Genomic DNA, 17,646 nt, shown 5'->3' with positions numbered 1-17,646 from the left:
AAAAGTTAGCGACTTATCTACTAAAGATAGTTGAAAACTAAAGACGCTTCCGTTAATGGAATGGTAAAAAATAATACAAATTAATATTCTTGCGGCTTCGAATGGGAAGATGTGCAGAAATGAAAAACTAAGAAATCATGGGATTATTTAATAAATTATTTGGTGCTTCAACAGATTCGGGAGCAGGTGAAGCTAAACAAGAAAACGTCACACCTTGGATTAATTTGACTACAATTGAACAGTTGGATGAGATTGTGGAGCGTTCGAAAACCAAAACGCAACTCATTTTTAAACATTCTACACGTTGCGGGGTTAGTAGGATGGTCATGAATCATTTTAAAAAAGAGTACAAGCTTTCCGAAAATGAAGCCGATCTTTATTATTTGGATTTGTTAAACTATAGATCGATTTCTGCTGGCATTGCAGAAAAATTTCAGGTTACACATGAATCGCCTCAGCTATTGGTTATTAAAAATGGAGTAGTGGTAGCTCATGACAGTCACAGTGGGGTCAATAATTTGGAGTTGGGAAAGTTTGTTTAAATAACTACATTTGAGATTCTTATACTCAAAAGTTTAAAAATGAATATTTACAGAAGCAAAAGTTCTTCGTATGTCAGAATTGCCACGTTTAGCGCCGTGATTTTGTCGATAATGGTTTTGTTCACCATCATTGTAATTAATAAAAGTTTAGGAATAACCGTTCGTGTTGTTTTGCCACTGTTGATAGTGGGTGCCATCATTTATTTGTATTCAATTTCATTAAAAAAGATTATTATTGAAAAGGATGGTATCGTGTTAAAGAAAAACATCGGTAAGATAAAGATCCCTAATACTGATATTTTGGAAGTGTGTATAATGGGATATTCCAATCTGACGATGACCTATGGAAGTAAAGGCGTTTTTGGATTCATCGGAAATACCATGGATGATTCTGTGAGTCTTGTAAAAGACAGAAACCAAATGTTCCGTATTACAACAAAAGACAAAAAGTATCTTTTGAGTTCTGAAAAATCAGAGGAACTCGTGGGTAAAATGAAAATACTTTATGACCTTCTATAAAAGCATTACGAGAACGGAAAAATCTTGGAATATAAAACTCCCAAACGTTCTGTTTTGGGAGTTTTTCATTTTAATTCCGCATGCTATACGAACTAATAATCTGTTTTAACTTCACTTTTAGGTCTTCGCCAGTGTCATAAACCATATCTTCATTTGATGGGAATCGGACTTGTCTGTTACGTAAAAGATCCCTGTCACGTGCACTTAAAGCACGCTCATCGCCTTGTACAGTGGCATAGATGTGTTCGAACATAAATTCACTGTTAATTGGGAAGACATCCAAAGTTTGATTGGATTTCAAATCTACATAGACCACATCGGCAAGAACTTGGGTGGATTTGAATTGGTGATATTCAAAATAGCGTGCTTTTACATTGATGATGTTGTCAATTTTTATGTCGTTTCCTAAACTGTCTTTGGCAACATTTCCTTTGCTATCCTTTTGATATTTCCAGCCATCCACAATTTGCTTTTCTCTTAGCAGTTGTTTTTCGCTTAATTTTTCTGGTGAAATATTAATGCGTTTTAGTTGCAGGGCCATTGCATAATCATAACGGAGTCGAGGTTCAGGGTTGGCGTGATAAACGGTCCAAAACTGGTTCAATCCGTAGGTGTCAAAATTCAAGAGGTCATCTTCCAGACGTCTTGGAATAACTTGATCGGTTTGGTTTTCGATGGTTACAAGCACATAATCAGTTCCGAGATTATGGGCATCTTTCATTAAATTGCGAACATCTTTATACTTTGGATTAATTTGATCCACATAGTGAAAGGTGTTGTAGGCTTCTTTGATGTTTTGTTTGAAATTGGATTTCAGAAGTTGTAAGCCAGTACGATACATATGATCAGAAACCGCGATGCGGGACTCTACAATGGCATTTGTATAATCCTTAAAGTCGAAGCGCACGGGTTTGTTGTCAATACGCAATGGCAGGAATGGCTTAAGGGCTTCCTGACGTGCATTTAAGGTAAGGTAGAGATCGTAAATGTTTTTGTAATGTTCGGGATTGCCATCTTTTTTAAGATGGTTGATGTCTTGTAAATCCCGCTCGACCGCTTTGACATAAGCGTTTTGAAGTAAGATGATATAATCTTGCTTGCGATCCTTGTTTTTGTTGGTTTCAAGTTTTCTTAAGGCATCTTCAATAGCTTGATCGTAATTACCAGAATGAAGTGATTTCTCGATTTGTTTTTTACTACTGCACGCAACAAGTAGTAAAATAAATGCTGTATAGAGTAATTTTCCTTTCATATTTCTGGTTTTTAAGTGGTTAAAGTTAATGGATTTCAAATTATATGCCAAACGATTAAAGTGGGGAGTTGGAAGCACTGAGACTGAAGTTAAAGGTCTATAAAACAAAAAAGTACGAAAACTAGCGAGACTAGTCTTCGTACTTCAACTTCAAGCCTGTCGAAGCCTATTTCTTCTGATTATAAATAGGTAATAATTGTGTTGACACTTCTCCAAATCCAATTCTGGTGCCATCTTTTTCACAATGGCCTCTCATAATTACGGTATCATAATCGTTGATGAATTTGCGTTCGGTGCCGTCTTTCATTTTTATCGGTTTTTCTCCTCTCCAGGTCAATTCCAGCATCGATCCGTAGGAGTCCTCAGTAGGACCGGAAATGGTGCCACTACCCATCATGTCGCCAGAGTTTACAGGACATCCATTAATAGTATGGTGTGCCAATTGCTGTGACATATTCCAGTACATATATTTAAAGTTGGATTTGCTCACAATAGTTTCCTTGGCATCTTTTGGACGTATCGCCACTTCTAAATTGATATCATAACCTTTCTTTCCTTTAGATTGTAAATAAGGTAAAAGTGGTTTGATTGGTTTTGGATTCGCTACTTTAAAAGGTTCCAAAGCATCAAGGGTTACAATCCAAGGTGACATGGATGACGCGAAATTTTTAGATAAGAATGGACCTAACGGCACATATTCCCAGGCTTGGATATCTCTAGCTGACCAGTCGTTGAAAAGAACCAATCCAAAAATATATTCTTCTGCTTCATTGACTGGGATGGATTCTCCAAAATCGTTAGCGTCTGTTGTGATAAAAGCCATCTCCAATTCAAAATCAATCAAATTAGAAGGTCCAAAAACAGGTTCGGTCGCGCCTTTTGGTAAGGTTTGGCCTTGAGGTCTGTTTATTGGAATTCCTGATGGAATAATGGAGGAGCTGCGACCATGGTAGCCCACAGGGATGTGCAACCAATTTGGCATGAGCGCATTTTCAGGATCCCTAAACATACTTCCCACGTTAGTTGCATGCTCTATACTCGAATAAAAATCGGTGTAATCACCCACATGAATAGGTAATTGCATTTCAATTTCATCCAATCTAAAACAGACAATTTCCTTATGTTTTATATTTTGTTTTAATGTGGTGTTTTTACTATCAAAAATAGAAGCGATCCTATCTCGCACGGCACGCCATGTTTTGCGGCCATCTGCAATAAAATCATTTAAAGTATCTTGAAGAAAAATATCGTCAGTGAGTGGAATGCCATCAAAATAACCTAATTGATGAAGTGCACCAAGATCAATGGCTGTATCACCAATGCGTGTGCCAATGGTAATGATGTCGTCGCGCGTTAAAAAAACACCGAAAGGGATGTTTTGTATAGGGAAGTCAGAATTCTTCCCCACGTGAAGCCACGACGTTCTATCGGGATTATTTGCTGATAAAGACATACGGTTTCTATTAATTAGTTTTTTTTAAATGTATTCAAACGTACATATTTTTTTTAATTTAAAATAAAAAATAAACTTAAAGTTATCTTGTCTCAGATGAATTGAGAAAAGGAATATCTTCAGACGAAAAATTTGATTTTTGACCTAATTAACTATTGTATTTAGTACTTTTGGGGAAAATTTATATTAATCAATAGATTCCCTCCTTCGAGGGAATGAAAATGTACATATTTATGCAACGCGACCAACAGATATTTGAGCTTATAGAAGCTGAGAAAGAAAGACAATTAAACGGTTTAGAACTTATCGCCTCCGAAAACTTTGTGAGCAATCAGGTTATGGAAGCCGCAGGATCAGTTTTAACCAACAAATATGCTGAAGGGTACCCAGGAAAGCGTTATTATGGAGGTTGTGAAGTCGTCGATGAGGTAGAGCAAATAGCTATCGATCGTGCTAAAGCTTTGTTTGGTGCAGAGTATGTCAACGTACAGCCGCATTCTGGAAGTCAGGCGAATACTGCAGTATATTCAATGTGTTTAAAGCCTGGAGATAAAATTCTTGGTTTTGATTTGTCACATGGTGGCCATTTAACGCATGGATCTCCAGTGAATTTTTCAGGAAAATTATATAATCCTTCATTTTATGGTGTAGATAAGGCTACTGGCCTGATTGATTACGATAAATTAGAAGATACCGCTAAAAAGGAAAAACCAAAAATGATTATCGCGGGTGCATCTGCTTATTCACGCGATATGGATTTTGAAGCCTTCAGACAAGTTGCTGATAAAGTTGGCGCTGTGTTGATGGCCGATATTTCACATCCAGCAGGATTAATTGCAAAGGGTATTTTGAATGACCCGATGCCGCATTGTCATATTGTGACCACTACGACTCATAAAACTTTAAGAGGTCCAAGAGGTGGAATGATTATGATGGGTGCTGATTTTGAAAATCCATTCGGAATGAAAACTCCTAAAGGCGATTTGAGAAAAATGTCTTCACTTTTGGATTCTGGTGTTTTCCCTGGGAATCAAGGTGGTCCATTGGAGCATATCATCGCGGCTAAAGCGATTGCTTTTGGTGAGGCTTTAACTGATGAGTTCATGCATTATATGTTACAGGTTAAAAATAATGCTGCTGCCATGGCAAAGGCGTTTGTTGCTAGGGATTATCATATTATTTCTGGTGGAACGGAAAACCATATGATGTTGATGGATTTGAGAAATAAAAATATTACTGGTAAAGAAGCTGAGGAAGCCTTAGGCAAAGCAGATATTACCGTAAACAAAAACATGGTGCCTTTTGATGATAAATCGCCATTTGTAACTTCAGGAATCAGAATCGGAACGCCGGCAGTGACAACCAGAGGTTTAAAAGAAGCTGACATGGATGCGATTGTTGGATTGATTGATGAGGTTCTTACTAATCGTGATAATGAAGCCAAATTGCAGGCCATTGGCGAAAAAGTAAATGAAATGATGAATGGGAAACCTTTGTTTTCTTAATTGACTTAAAACATTATTTAATATCAGACCTCACAGGTTTTTAAAACCTGTGAGGTCTTTTTTTTTGATTTGTTTGAATGGATCTAGAACAGATATATTCCCGTTTTTCTATTAATTGCTTCGTAAATTTTGGTATTGATGTCGTTAGTATCTCTTTACCAGGCAATAAATTTCATGGGATTTAACTAGAGTTGAGTTGGGACCATTAGTGGTAATACATGGATAAAACATGCTATACTTATGCTATGACCACGCTATAACTATGCTATAACCATGCTATAAGCTAGGTGATGGCCCGTCCTGAAATAGCTATACAGATTGTTGATTAAATCCTGTTATAGTTATACCAATATGACTCTTCTTGAATGAGTGTGGTGTTTGAAAACACAGTGTTGTGTTCTTTTGGGCGTGTGAAAATAACTATTCAGGTTTTTGAAACCTGAAAGTTTTAAAATAGATTCCTGTTTGATTTTATTGAGCTTTCTTTCTAGACCACCAATAAAGCCTAAATAAATAAATAACCTGAATCAAAAACCCAAACTTATAAAGTAGATTATTGAGTTTCGGATGTTCGTTTCCTAATTTTTGAAAATATCCTAGAGTAATTAAAACCAATGATAACAATAGAGTTATTAAACGCTTTTTCACGATTTTTCATTTGTTATTCTTTTCATTTTGTTAGTCTTCAAAAATAATATGTTGATAAGCTCCTAAATCAGGAGATACAGTTCTGGAAACATTTAAAATATCAAACGGAACTTGGTTTGAAAAAGGATTGTTTCCAATCACATTAATAGCTGCAGATTTTTCTCCAATGATCAATTCGTTTTTTTTAGGATCCTTAAAATTGGGATCTTCATTAAAAACCACATTCGCATATAAAGTGGTGTTATCAAAATTATAATTTGGATCAGAGGTGTATTTATTATTGCTGTCCTTAAATTTAATCAAACAGTTGGTGAACTTAAAGTTGAAAGCAGCGCCTTCCTCTTCTTCCAAAAGAAATTCCGGATTGTTGTTGCCATAAATAATGCAATTATTGAAGTTGGCAGCTGTTAATGCATTGGTAACTGTCGATTCATCCTCACGAATCAAGAAGTTGTTGAGGTAGAGTGCCGGGAACTGTCTGAAACTATTTGACCAGTAATTGGCAATGGTGCAATGGGTAAAGTTGTAAGAACCGCCATAAGTACCCGCAAAAGAAGATTGTCCTGCATTGTTAATCACGAGGTTTTCTGCCGTAATGGAAGTGGCACGTCCTAAAATTCCGAAATTACTGGAATGATAGATTTTTGAGTTTTTAATCGTCAGTTTCGGAATGATTGGATTCGGATTGTTTTCGGCTAAAATTCCGATCGTGGCATTTTTTATCGTGGCGAAATTGATGTCATTTTCTTTACTGCCCTGAAATAGCCAAATGGTTCCCCACTGGCCAGGGATATTATCAAATAAAGGTTCCAATCGGTCGCTTTCAAAAATGACTTCGTTGGTCAAGGTCTTTTGATCTGGGCTGAGTTGTCCATTTACTTTTAAGGACGCATTATTGGTAATCAATAAACCTGAATTCGCATGGAAATGCACACGTGCGCCAGCATCAATAGTTAAGGTTTTATTAGCCCCAACGGCAGCATAGCCATAAATCACATAAGGTTTTTTGTTGGAAAAGTTGAGTTCATCATCTGCTAAAAACCGACCTTGAACGCTGGTTTCGTCATCAACACCATCGCCATCAACATCGAAAGTTAATGTTTCTACAATGCCATTAGCGTCTCTATTAGGATAAATAAAAACCGCATCTTTAACTAAGGTGACCAAATCGACTTTCTGAAAATTTGATCCGCTGTCAAACTCGATGACATCGGTATATAAAAATTGATTATTAGACGTGACAACACTTTGAATATCAAAAGTGGTTTCAATAAAAATGTACATGCTGTCTTTTGCCAAAAGCTCAACATTTTTGAATTCCTTACCAGCCATACCATCTACATTAAGTCGGTAGTTTGATGCTTGCCCTTGTCCCAACCGTAGGGTAGGGATGGAGATGTCCTTGTTACTGCGGTTGTAAACTTTTAAATTATAGGTGCTGGATCCAATATTCGTAAAAACGGTATCCAAGTAAACTGTGTCTTTTGAAAATGTCAAAGTCCCATCACTCGATTCAAAATCGAAGTCCTTTCGGCAGGAACTCCATAAGATTAACGTAGAAATAGTAAGAATAAAATAAAGACTTCTTTTCATTATGGCAATCAATTCAGATGAGATTCAAAAATATGACTTTTGAAATTATGAATGGATAGGAACGGCTTTTTAATTTTGTAATGTCTGAAGAAGAAAAAAGAACATAGAAAAGAGAACATAGCAAAGTGCAAAGTATCAAGAAAGGAGATCAAAGATTGAAAGATGGAATTAAGACTCTTCGACACTTCGATTGTTTTGGGACACGCAAGCACAGCGATCGAAATGAAATTGGAAAACATAAAAATACTGGCATTCCGTTGCGACCGTTGCGAAAAACCTAGCGCCTTTGCGTTTAAATACAAATCAAACAGAAACCGCAAGGACGCAAAGCAGAGCGCAAAGAGCGCAATGAAGTTGTTTCGAATGCACTGAGTTATCTACTTCGAATAAGCTTGCAACCACCTATTCACTCTTAGATTAAGATTTTAAGTATCGCTCGTCAATTTCACAGAAATTTAGTATTAATGGTTTTGGCTTTCTTTTAAGATCTCCCGAAATTCTTCGCTGTAGTCCAAAAATTTGTCAATAAGATAAATTTTGTTATCCGGACGTAGTAGTGAGGATGCTATATCTTTTGTTTCACAATAAGCAAAGAAGAGGTGTTTGTTGTCTTTGGTAATGTTCAAATCTAAGACAAGAAACGTATCATTAAAGAACTTATCTGTTTTGAAAAGCGTATTTAAATCGTCGGAAGTAATAGTGGTTTCAGCCAGATTTTGTTCTTTGGGTGTTTTTCTTTCGAAGAGTTTGACAACGCGTCTCCCAATCTCGATGAAATCAATTGGTCCACTATTGGTATTCGGCCTTCGGTATAAATGAGGGTTTCTCTCAACGTCAGTTTTAAATTGTTTATTGATTCTTTTTGTAGCTTCCTTGGCATCCATTTCCTTTGGAGTGATAGGACCATGAAGTTCTATTTCGTCCAATTCGTTTACTATCTTTTTCAGTTCAAACACTTGTGTTCCTTCTAAATTGGATGGAGTGACCACTAACTGTTTTGTGTGATGAAATAAGGAGCTGAAAATGAGCGTATCCTTAACTTTTGCGTAGATTTTGAAGTTCCCACTCCCATCGGTAGATGTGATGCTCTTCGAAGTAATGTTCATTATTTTGACTCCAGAAATTGCTGCTTCGGCGTCATATAATGTTCCAGAGATGTTTTGAGAAAGCATCGTGGTGGCGAAAAGACAAAAGAGAATAGTAGATTTAGTCACTAGGCTTAGAGGTTGATTACCTTCAAATTAAGTCATTTTAGGGTTTCAAGCGTGATCTATTAAGAGACTTTAACAAGAATTTTAGTCTATATTTAACTAAATAGGGTTTTGATTTCTTCGGTTATTCGAGCTGGTCGCATGTTTTTTTGTGAGAGCAGGCACCAAGTTGTTTCTGAAGAAGCCAATAACTTGTTGGTTTTTTTGTTATAAATGTCAACCATTCGCACGCAAGTGGCGCCACCAGATTCTTTGATGTACGTTTTAAGGGTAATGACATCGCCTAAAACCGCAGGGTTTTTATATTCGATATGATGTTTGAGGAGTACCCAGAAATATTCCGAAAGAATTTGCTCTGTCGCTTTTGCATGCCAATGCTGTTCGGCAACATCTTGCACCCATTGTACATAACGGACATTATTAACATGGTTGAGATTGTCGAGATCCTCTTGGGCTACAATGATCTGTATTTCGAAGCTTTGCATGAGATGGTAATTAATGTATAAAATTAAAAGATATTCTTTCTTTCTGAAAATATTTCAAAGGTTATGTATGTTTAGTTGGATTATATTATTCTCTCGTATTTTTCTAAAATTATAAGAAAAAATTTTGACACGAATTTCACGAATTTTCACAAACTTATCTTTACCTGAAAATTTCGACGTAAATTATTTACTATAACTTTCACGAATGCAACAAGGTTTTAGGCTGTTTTAAACATTCCTTGAGAATTGTCCACCTGAAGGTTAATCGGACCGGTATGCTGCTTTAGACCGTATAAATTACTTAACAAACACTTCAACTTCAAACAACTTATCCCAATCCTTCCCGGTTACAAAAATAGTTTTTGTTTCTGGATTATAGGCGATACCATTTAATACATCTAAACTTGGGTGTTGGGTAACCAGTTTTTGAAGCGGCGAGAAGTCGATGACACCTTCTACAGCACCATTTTCTGGATTGATGATTAAAACACCGTTGCGTTGGTAAATGTTGGCATATATTTTTCCATCGATATATTCCAATTCATTTAAACTATCGATTTTACCGGTGTTGGTATACACTTGAATGTAATCTTCTTCAGCAAGTGTTGTTGGATTGAGTTTCCAAATGTTATTGGTGCCATCTGATTTATAGATTACTTTTCCGTCGTTACACAAACCCCAGCCTTCTTTACTTTTTCCGTAATTGAAACTTCCTGTTTTTTCAAAAGTATCGACGTTATGGATAAAACCAATGTTTTCTTTCCAGGTCAGTTGGTAAATGTTATTATTTAGGATGGTCAGTCCTTCGCCAAAATACTGACTGCCCAAATTGATGTTTTTTAGAACTTCACCAGTTTTGTAATCTACTTTTCTAAGCTTCGATTTACCATATTGACCTGTGCTTTCGTACAAAATGCCATCATTAAACTCGAGGCCTTGTGTATAGGAGGTAATGTCATGCGGATACTCATTCAAAATTTTATAGCTGTAAATTTTAGGAGCAGCATTGTTTAAAATGGTCAATTTTGTAGAGGCTTCTTCAGATGTGTTTTCATAAGTAACCGTTGCCGTAAGAGTGTGTTCTCCAAGACGAACATCCTTAACATTAAAATCGGCAGCAATTTCTTTGGAATCTATTTTATAAGTAATCCCACTGATGGTCTTGTTTTTTGGGTTTTCAATCGATAATTTAAGGGTTTGCCCGAGTGCGATGGTATTGTTTTTAGCATCGGTAGTGATTGAGAAACTACTTTTTTTACCATTCGGATTGTCGCCACAAGACCATAACGAGAGACTTAAGGCAGTGATTATAAAAAGTTTAGTAGTAGACATAGATTGTATTAATTTTTCGGCAAGGTATTTAATTAAATTCAGTTTATAAAATCATTGCAAAAGTAGTAAAAGATTGTATCTTTGCAGCTGGCAAGTCCTACACAACCAGCTCCTGTTGAATCCTCCAGGGCGGGAACGCAGCAAAGGTAAATGGTCGTAGCGGTGTGATGTAGGTAACTTGCCTTTTTTTTATTATTCCCACGAAGGTGGGAATCTCCAAGCTTCAAATAGCTCATTTCACTTTCCAAAGTTCAAATTTCTTCTTCTTTTCAATCCTCACAGCATTATTTATATTGTATTTTTGGCACATTAAGCGGTCTTAATTTTTCAATCTTAATTATTAATTGAACATGTCAAAAGTGGTATTGATTACAGGTGGTTCATCAGGAATAGGTAAATCTGTGGGCGAATTTTTGACTCAAAAGGGATTTATCGTTTATGGTACCAGTAGAAACCCTGAGCGTTATTCAGACAGTCAATTTAAATTAGTTCAACTGGACGTTTCTGATACTGACTCCATCGAAAAAGCGATTCAAACGGTCATCAGCGAAAGCGGTCGTTTGGATGTGTTGATCAATAATGCCGGAGCCGGAATTACTGGCCCCATTGAGGAAATTCCGGATGCTGAAATCCAACGTAATTTTGAAACGAATTTCTTTGGGCCCATTCGCGTCATAAAATCGGTTTTACCTCAAATGAGAACGCAAAAGTCAGGACTTATCGTTAATGTTACTTCTATTGCTGGCTATATGGGCTTACCTTATAGAGGCGTTTACAGTGCTAGTAAAGGTGCTTTGGAATTGCTAACGGAAGCTTTCAGAATGGAAATCAAGGATTTCAACATCCAGATGACCAATGTTGCACCTGGCGATTTTGCTACTAATATTGCCGCAGGTCGCTATCATGCGCCCATCTTAGAAAATTCGCCTTACAAAAAGCCTTATGGCGACACTTTGAATCTTATGGATGCTCATGTGAGTGGCGGCAAAGATCCACAGCTTATGGCCGCAGCGATTTTCAAAATCATCAACACGCCCAATCCAAAAATTCATTATAAAGTGGGGGAGTTCATGCAGAAGTTTTCCATTGTATTAAAGCGCATTTTGCCGGATAAAATCTATGAGCAAATGTTGATGAATCATTATAAATTGTAGGATTATATTCGATTTGTGATGTTGATATGTTTTAATTAAAATTCCCTCAACTTCTTTGTTATTAATCGTAACTTTGCGCTCCCGAAGCCTCGGGACAAACACAACTTATATTTATACTATTATTTATGAAATTTTTTATTGATACTGCTAATTTAGAGCAAATTAAGGAAGCCCAAGACATGGGTATTTTAGATGGTGTAACCACTAATCCGTCGTTAATGGCTAAGGAAGGCATTACCGGTACCGACAACATCATGAAGCATTATGTAAACATTTGCGATTTGGTTGATGGCGACGTGAGTGCTGAGGTAATTGCTACAGATTTTGAAGGCATGGTAAGAGAAGGTGAAGCATTGGCTGAATTGCATGAGCAAATTGTGGTCAAGTTACCTATGATTAAAGATGGTGTAAAGGCGTGTAAATATTTTAGCGATAAAGGCATTAAAACCAATATGACTTTAGTGTTTTCTGCAGGTCAGGCATTATTGGCTGCAAAAGCAGGAGCGACTTACGTGTCTCCTTTTATTGGTCGTTTGGATGATATTTCTACCGACGGTCTTAACCTTGTTGCTGAAATTAGAATGATCTATGATAATTACGGCTATGAGACTGAAATTTTAGCAGCTTCTGTGCGTCACACGATGCACGTGATTGATTGTGCAAAATTAGGTGCTGATGTTATGACTGGGCCTTTGAGTTCAATTACTGGATTGTTAAACCACCCCTTGACGGATATCGGGTTGGCGAAGTTTTTGGAAGATTACAAAAAAGGAAACTAATTCCTTAGTGATATATTTTAAAAGAAAGGGCTCCAATTTGGAGCCTTTTTTTATTCATTTAATCCCTTAAGGACATCTTCAAATTGTCTTTGGAACATGTTGTAGTACGAGTCTACAATACGCATGTCCTTATCTATTACGATCATTTTATAAATGGTATTGATGGCCAAGGTTTGCTTCCCGTCATCAGGATTGGCAAATTGATACTCATTACTTGTGGAGAATTTAAATTCGTTTAAAGTCTTTTTCCAATACCTATTATCGTTGTCATTAATATTGATGGCAATAAAATCAATGTTGGGATATTTTTTGCGCAATTCCTGTGATTTAAAATGACTGTTTTTATAGTGAATTTTCAGATTGGAAGACCAAAAGTAAATGACTGTTGGTTTGGCAATCAGATCACTCAATTTATAGCGTTCATTTTCATAGCTCAGCAATTCCACGTTAGGGAGAATTTTACCAGGTTTCAATTGTTTTAAAGCAACTGATAATCTTTTAATATAAGCCTTGTCCTTAGGGTTTGTGCTTTTGTCGAGATAGGATGCAATGAGCTTTGCGGTCTCTGTTGAATCCTCGCACATGGATATAAAATCTCTTGTGGTATTTTTAAGAAGTTTGTTTTTAATGGTGTCATTAGAAATATACTCATCCATTAATTTTAATTTTTCCAAATTATAAATTAAAGAATGCCTGTTAAAAATAGTGTCTACAGGAGCGTCTTTATAAAACGCGTTTAAGGCGACATTGTTAAAATGAGAATAGAGGAACCGATTATAAATAAAATAATCGCTTAAGGCAGCATTGTTATAATCAATATCCTTTCTGTAGTCATAAAAGGTGGATGGTAAATCTTGATATTTTCTTAAATTTCGGTAACCGTAATATCCAAAAGGGTACATTTCCTTGGCACTGAAATACCCGTAATTAATACTTGTTTCTGCAACATTATTAAAAAGTTCAGAGAGACGGTTTTTATCAGAAAACTCTAAAAATTCATCGATACGTTTGGTGCGTGCAGAATCAATATATTGATCAAATCGTTCGGGAGTCAATTGTGAAACGTTGATAAAGTTTTCTTGATCCTTTTCATTTTCCAGAAAAATCTTGATCAAGAAATTGTTTTTTTTGGCTCCATCGCCAGTAAATACCAACGACTCGTCAAAATCGACCGTATTCAACCGGACCATAACGCTGTCCCTTCCTTCCAATAAGGCCATTTGATATTCGCCACCATGGGTAAAGGTGTAGAGTCCAGGTTTTAAATTGTCGATTTTCTTGAAAAACCGATTGGAATCGTCTAAAAATAAAGTGTCAAATTTATGATTCGGAGAAAGTAAGAGGACATAGTCATTATTAGGGTTAATGATTTCTCCTCCAAAATAAGCATAGGTACCATCTTTATCAGAATCCTTTTGGCAACTAAAAAGCGTGGCAAAAAGCATTAATGATATAATGTGAATTCTCATAAACAAATAAATTACAGATGCTGATTGTGTTGCATGGATTAAAACAAAAATAAAGCTTGTTTATGCATCATGTTGTTAAGGCGCTGTTAAATGTTTTTTGTGATGGGTGTTGAAAACCGTCCAGGCTATATAGGCGCTTGTTTGGACGAATATAGCAGGTAATCGGAGGAGGTTCGAAATTTAAGGTTTTAAGTTTCTTAAAATGATAGGTTTTCTCTACTTTTGCACCAAATTTAAAACCTATAAAATGTTATCAGTTTCTAATCTTTCGGTTCAGTTTGGCAAACGTATTCTTTTTGATGAAGTCAATACGAGCTTCAATCAGGGCAATTGCTACGGTATTATTGGTGCCAATGGTGCAGGAAAGTCAACTTTTTTAAAAATATTGGCTGGAAAAATGGATCCAACTTCGGGTCGTGTCCATTTGGAATCTGGAAAACGTATGTCAGTTTTGGAGCAGGATCATAACTTGTATGATGAACACACTGTTTTGGAAACGATCATTATGGGTAATAAGCCATTGTTTGAACTGAAATCACAAATTGACGCCCTTTATGCTGATTATACAGATGCGAATGCTGATAAGATAGGAGAACTCCAAGTACAGTTTGAGGAAATGAATGGTTGGAATGCTGATAGCGAGGCCGCGGCAATGCTGTCCAACTTGGGGATTAAAGAAGAATACCACTACACCCTCATGAAGGATTTGGATGGAAAACAAAAAGTACGTGTGTTGTTGGCACAAGCATTATTTGGTAATCCTGATGTGTTGATTATGGATGAGCCTACCAACGACTTGGATTATGAAACCATCACGTGGTTGGAGAACTTTTTGGCCAATTATGAAAACTGTGTCATTGTAGTATCTCACGATAGGCACTTTTTGGATTCGGTGTGTACGCATATTTCCGATATCGACTTCAGTAAAATCACCCATTACTCAGGTAACTATACTTTCTGGTATGAGTCATCTCAATTAGCCGCTAGACAACGTGCGCAGCACAACAAAAAAGCTGAGGACAAAAAGAAAGAATTGGAAGAGTTTATTCGTCGTTTCTCTGCAAACGTTGCAAAATCCAAACAAGCAACCAGCAGAAAAAAGATGATCGAGAAGTTGAATATTACCGATATTAGACCTTCTAGCCGTCGTTATCCAGCGATCATTTTTGAACGCGATAGAGAAGCGGGAGATCAAATTTTAAATATTACCGGTCTTGAAGCCTCCTTGGAAGGAGATATTCTTTTTAAGAATGTGGATATCAACTTGGCTAAAGGTGATAAGGTAGTGGTTTATTCAAAGGATTCACGAGCTACCACCGCATTTTATCAAATTCTTAATGGTAAGGAAAAAGCAGATAAAGGGGAGTATAACTGGGGAATAACCACGTCACAATCCTATTTGCCATTGGATAACAGTGAGTATTTTGATAATAAACTGACGCTTGTAGATTGGTTGCGTCAATGGGCGACAACAGAAGAAGAACGTGAAGAAGTATATTTAAGAGGGTTTTTAGGGAAAATGATCTTTAGTGGCGAAGAAGCGCTTAAAACTTCAGATGTATTGTCTGGAGGAGAAAAAGTGCGTTGTATGCTTAGTAGAATGATGATGATGAGAGCTAACGTTTTGATGCTGGATGAGCCTACCAACCATTTGGATCTTGAAAGTATTACGGCCTTCAACAACTCGTTGTCTAACTTTAAAGGAACGGTGTTGTTTACCACGCATGACCACGAGTTCGCGCAAACGGTCGGTAACCGAATCATTGAACTTACTCCAAATGGTGTCATTGATCGTTACATGACCTTTGATGAGTATATGGATGATAAGGCAATTCAAGAGCTGAGAGAAAAAATGTATGCGGTAAAAGCATAGTTAATTGCAAAAAAATAAAAAGAAACCTTGAAGTGATTCAGGTTTTTTTTTATATCTCCAATTCTCCTTTAACGGCTTCTACAATTTGGATCGCATGATCGAGTTCTTCTTGAGCTACATAAAGTTCTTGATAGCCTTGAAAAGAAGATCCAAATCCTGCCATTCTTGCCGATTCACCTTCATCTTTTACAATGGCATTAATGCCCACGCTTTCTAAGCGATCCACAACCAATTGAACGATTATAAAGGTTCCTGAAAAAATTTTAACGTAATCGTTTTCTAACATAATTCTAAGATTATAAGTTGCACTTGATAAAGTCATAATATACAAAAAATAGGCCTCATAACACCTTGAATATGTGAGGTCTTAATACAGTGATACAAGTTTGAAAAGGCGGTATATAAAAACAAGAAAACCACCTCATTGGAGATGGTTTTTGAAATGTAGTAAACGCGTCTATTATTTGTCTATCGACCCAAGCACACGCGACATAAAGGTATTTAGAGCTTCTTTTTTAGGAGCACCTTCCTTTACCATTTTATGTACTTCCAATGCACCATACATATTAGAGATCAGTTCTCCAATAACATCAAGTTCTTCGTCCTTCAAAGAAGAGACTTCAGTGAGGTTTTCTAAGGTTTCAATAGTCTCAACTACAAAATCCTCATCGTTGTCCTCAATAAATTGAGTAAGGTGTTTAATTATTGGTAGCTTCATCGAATAAATCTTTTAAAATTTCAAATTTGTTAGTCTGCACTTGATTGACAAAAGTTCCATTTTTAAAAATCGCGAACGTAGGTAAGTTGTCTACGGTAGCTAATTTTCTTGATTCTGGAAATTTTTCAGCATCGGCTATAACAAAGGTCACGTTTTCATTTTCTGAAGCTAACTTTTTGAATTTCGGTTTCATAATTCTGCAATTACCACACCAGCTAGCCGAATATTGAACAACTACAGTCTCATTATCTGACACTAATTGTCCTAAATTGTCTTGTTCTAATTCCTTGACCATAATTATAAATTTTTAATTAATAAAATTCCCTGCCTTGCGACAGGGCTTTGATTTCTATACGTTGAAACGCTTAGTTCAAATGCGCTTTTAAGTACTCAGCAGTGCCTTTAGCGTTCGCTTGCATGGCATCTTTACCTTCTTCCCAGTTTGCAGGACAAACTTCACCTTTTTCTTGTACGTGCGTGTAAGCGTCAATTAAACGAAGGTATTCCTTAACGTTTCTTCCTAACGGCATGTGGTTGATGCTTTCGTGAACAACTGTTCCTTCTTCATCTATAATATAGGTCGCTCTGTAGGTTACGTTGTCGCCTTCAACAGTTACAAGCCCTGTTTCTTCATTGTAAGATTCGTTGGTAATGTCTAAAATATCTAATGCATTAGCCAAATTTCTATTAGAATCGGCTAAGATTGGATAGGTAACACCTTCAATTCCACCGTTGTCTTTTGAGGTGCTTAACCATGCAAAGTGAACTTCAGCAGTATCACAAGATGCGCCAATAACGATAGTGTTACGTTTTTCAAATTCTGCTAAATCAGCTTGAAAGGCGTGTAATTCTGTTGGACATACAAAAGTGAAATCTTTTGGATACCAAAATAAAAGTACTTTTTTGTTGTTTTTTGTTGCTTCTTCAAGAACGTTAATGGTGAAAGTTTCGCCCATTTCATTCATTGCGTTAACGTTTAAATTTGGGAATTTTTTTCCTACAAATGCCATGTGATATATGTTTAAGATTAATATTATTTCTGGTGCAAAACTACCTAATATTAACGCTAATGACGATAGGAATAGATTATATAAAATTATATTGTCATAGGTT

Annotated in this window: 17 protein-coding genes and 1 other RNA gene; 7 read left to right on the top strand and 11 right to left on the bottom strand. The window is 36.4% G+C overall.

Going from position 1 to position 17,646, the window contains the following annotated elements; genetic code table 11:
• The first annotated feature begins 137 nt into the window (after window positions 1–137).
• Both ytxJ and ACOH2D_RS11215 read left to right on the top strand, forming a co-directional pair.
• Entirely contained in the window at window positions 138–542 is a 405-nt protein-coding gene (ytxJ, locus tag ACOH2D_RS11220) for a bacillithiol system redox-active protein YtxJ (protein WP_348037147.1), read from the top strand.
• A gap of 39 nt (window positions 543–581) precedes the next feature.
• Window positions 582–1,061, top strand: a complete 480-nt coding sequence (locus ACOH2D_RS11215) for a PH domain-containing protein (RefSeq protein WP_348037149.1) — start codon at window positions 582–584, stop codon at window positions 1,059–1,061.
• A gap of 70 nt (window positions 1,062–1,131) precedes the next feature.
• On the opposite strand, the gene ACOH2D_RS11210 is transcribed toward ACOH2D_RS11215, so the two are convergent.
• Both ACOH2D_RS11210 and fahA read right to left on the bottom strand, forming a co-directional pair.
• Complete coding sequence (locus tag ACOH2D_RS11210) at window positions 1,132–2,313, bottom strand: hypothetical protein (protein WP_348037150.1); 1,182 nt, start codon at window positions 2,311–2,313, stop codon at window positions 1,132–1,134.
• A gap of 166 nt (window positions 2,314–2,479) precedes the next feature.
• Window positions 2,480–3,766 carry a fumarylacetoacetase gene (gene fahA / locus ACOH2D_RS11205; protein ID WP_348037152.1) on the bottom strand — a complete coding sequence of 429 codons (1,287 nt, stop codon included), beginning with the start codon at window positions 3,764–3,766 and terminating at the stop codon, window positions 2,480–2,482.
• Window positions 3,767–3,999: 233 nt separating this feature from the next.
• Between fahA and glyA the strand changes: the two genes are divergently transcribed.
• On the top strand, window positions 4,000–5,271 hold the full coding sequence (gene glyA, locus ACOH2D_RS11200; protein ID WP_449535290.1) for a serine hydroxymethyltransferase: 1,272 nt from the start codon (window positions 4,000–4,002) through the stop codon (window positions 5,269–5,271).
• A gap of 678 nt (window positions 5,272–5,949) precedes the next feature.
• On the opposite strand, the gene ACOH2D_RS11195 is transcribed toward glyA, so the two are convergent.
• The 4 genes from ACOH2D_RS11195 to ACOH2D_RS11180 all read right to left on the bottom strand — a co-directional run bounded on the left by ACOH2D_RS11195 (window position 5,950) and on the right by ACOH2D_RS11180 (window position 10,540).
• Window positions 5,950–7,512: a right-handed parallel beta-helix repeat-containing protein gene (locus tag ACOH2D_RS11195; protein WP_449535268.1), complete on the bottom strand. Its 1,563-nt coding sequence runs from the start codon at window positions 7,510–7,512 to the stop codon at window positions 5,950–5,952.
• A gap of 461 nt (window positions 7,513–7,973) precedes the next feature.
• Window positions 7,974–8,726 carry a carboxypeptidase-like regulatory domain-containing protein gene (locus ACOH2D_RS11190; protein ID WP_449535267.1) on the bottom strand — a complete coding sequence of 251 codons (753 nt, stop codon included), beginning with the start codon at window positions 8,724–8,726 and terminating at the stop codon, window positions 7,974–7,976.
• 92 nt (window positions 8,727–8,818) lie between these two features.
• Complete coding sequence (locus tag ACOH2D_RS11185) at window positions 8,819–9,208, bottom strand: acyl-CoA thioesterase (RefSeq protein ID WP_449535266.1); 390 nt, start codon at window positions 9,206–9,208, stop codon at window positions 8,819–8,821.
• Between the two features lie 297 nt (window positions 9,209–9,505).
• Complete coding sequence (locus tag ACOH2D_RS11180) at window positions 9,506–10,540, bottom strand: glutaminyl-peptide cyclotransferase (RefSeq protein ID WP_348036244.1); 1,035 nt, start codon at window positions 10,538–10,540, stop codon at window positions 9,506–9,508.
• Window positions 10,541–10,628: 88 nt separating this feature from the next.
• Between ACOH2D_RS11180 and ffs the strand changes: the two genes are divergently transcribed.
• The 3 genes from ffs (at window position 10,629) to fsa (ending at window position 12,473) form a co-directional block, all read left to right on the top strand.
• An RNA gene (ffs, locus tag ACOH2D_RS11175) (signal recognition particle sRNA small type) lies at window positions 10,629–10,727 on the top strand.
• Between the two features lie 163 nt (window positions 10,728–10,890).
• The gene (locus ACOH2D_RS11170; RefSeq protein ID WP_348036245.1) at window positions 10,891–11,694 is read left to right on the top strand and encodes an SDR family oxidoreductase; all 804 of its coding nucleotides are present in this window, start codon (window positions 10,891–10,893) and stop codon (window positions 11,692–11,694) included.
• 125 nt (window positions 11,695–11,819) lie between these two features.
• Window positions 11,820–12,473: a fructose-6-phosphate aldolase gene (gene fsa, locus ACOH2D_RS11165; protein ID WP_348036246.1), complete on the top strand. Its 654-nt coding sequence runs from the start codon at window positions 11,820–11,822 to the stop codon at window positions 12,471–12,473.
• Between the two features lie 50 nt (window positions 12,474–12,523).
• Here fsa and ACOH2D_RS11160 read toward each other — a convergent pair whose 3' ends face one another.
• Window positions 12,524–13,942, bottom strand: a complete 1,419-nt coding sequence (locus tag ACOH2D_RS11160) for a TlpA family protein disulfide reductase (RefSeq protein ID WP_449535265.1) — start codon at window positions 13,940–13,942, stop codon at window positions 12,524–12,526.
• Window positions 13,943–14,189: 247 nt separating this feature from the next.
• Between ACOH2D_RS11160 and ACOH2D_RS11155 the strand changes: the two genes are divergently transcribed.
• Complete coding sequence (locus tag ACOH2D_RS11155; protein ID WP_348036248.1) at window positions 14,190–15,815, top strand: ABC-F family ATP-binding cassette domain-containing protein; 1,626 nt, start codon at window positions 14,190–14,192, stop codon at window positions 15,813–15,815.
• A 49-nt stretch (window positions 15,816–15,864) separates the two neighbouring features.
• Here the strand turns inward: ACOH2D_RS11155 and ACOH2D_RS11150 are convergent, their stop codons facing one another.
• From ACOH2D_RS11150 to ACOH2D_RS11135, 4 genes are all read right to left on the bottom strand, one after another.
• Window positions 15,865–16,101, bottom strand: coding sequence for a putative signal transducing protein (locus ACOH2D_RS11150; protein WP_348036249.1), 237 nt, complete (start codon window positions 16,099–16,101; stop codon window positions 15,865–15,867).
• A 174-nt stretch (window positions 16,102–16,275) separates the two neighbouring features.
• Window positions 16,276–16,533 carry a DUF6952 family protein gene (locus ACOH2D_RS11145; protein WP_348036250.1) on the bottom strand — a complete coding sequence of 86 codons (258 nt, stop codon included), beginning with the start codon at window positions 16,531–16,533 and terminating at the stop codon, window positions 16,276–16,278.
• Entirely contained in the window at window positions 16,514–16,828 is a 315-nt protein-coding gene (locus tag ACOH2D_RS11140; RefSeq protein WP_348036251.1) for a thioredoxin family protein, read from the bottom strand. The genes ACOH2D_RS11145 and ACOH2D_RS11140 overlap by 20 nt, the downstream gene beginning before the upstream one ends.
• Window positions 16,829–16,898: 70 nt before the next feature.
• A complete protein-coding gene (locus tag ACOH2D_RS11135; protein WP_449535264.1) occupies window positions 16,899–17,543 on the bottom strand; it encodes a peroxiredoxin in 645 nt (214 codons plus the stop codon).
• Between the last annotated feature and the right edge of the window lie 103 nt (window positions 17,544–17,646).

This window comes from Gelidibacter sp., from assembly GCF_053579655.1.
Note: the sequence above shows the minus strand (reverse complement) of the source record. Positions and strands in the feature narration are given on the sequence as shown.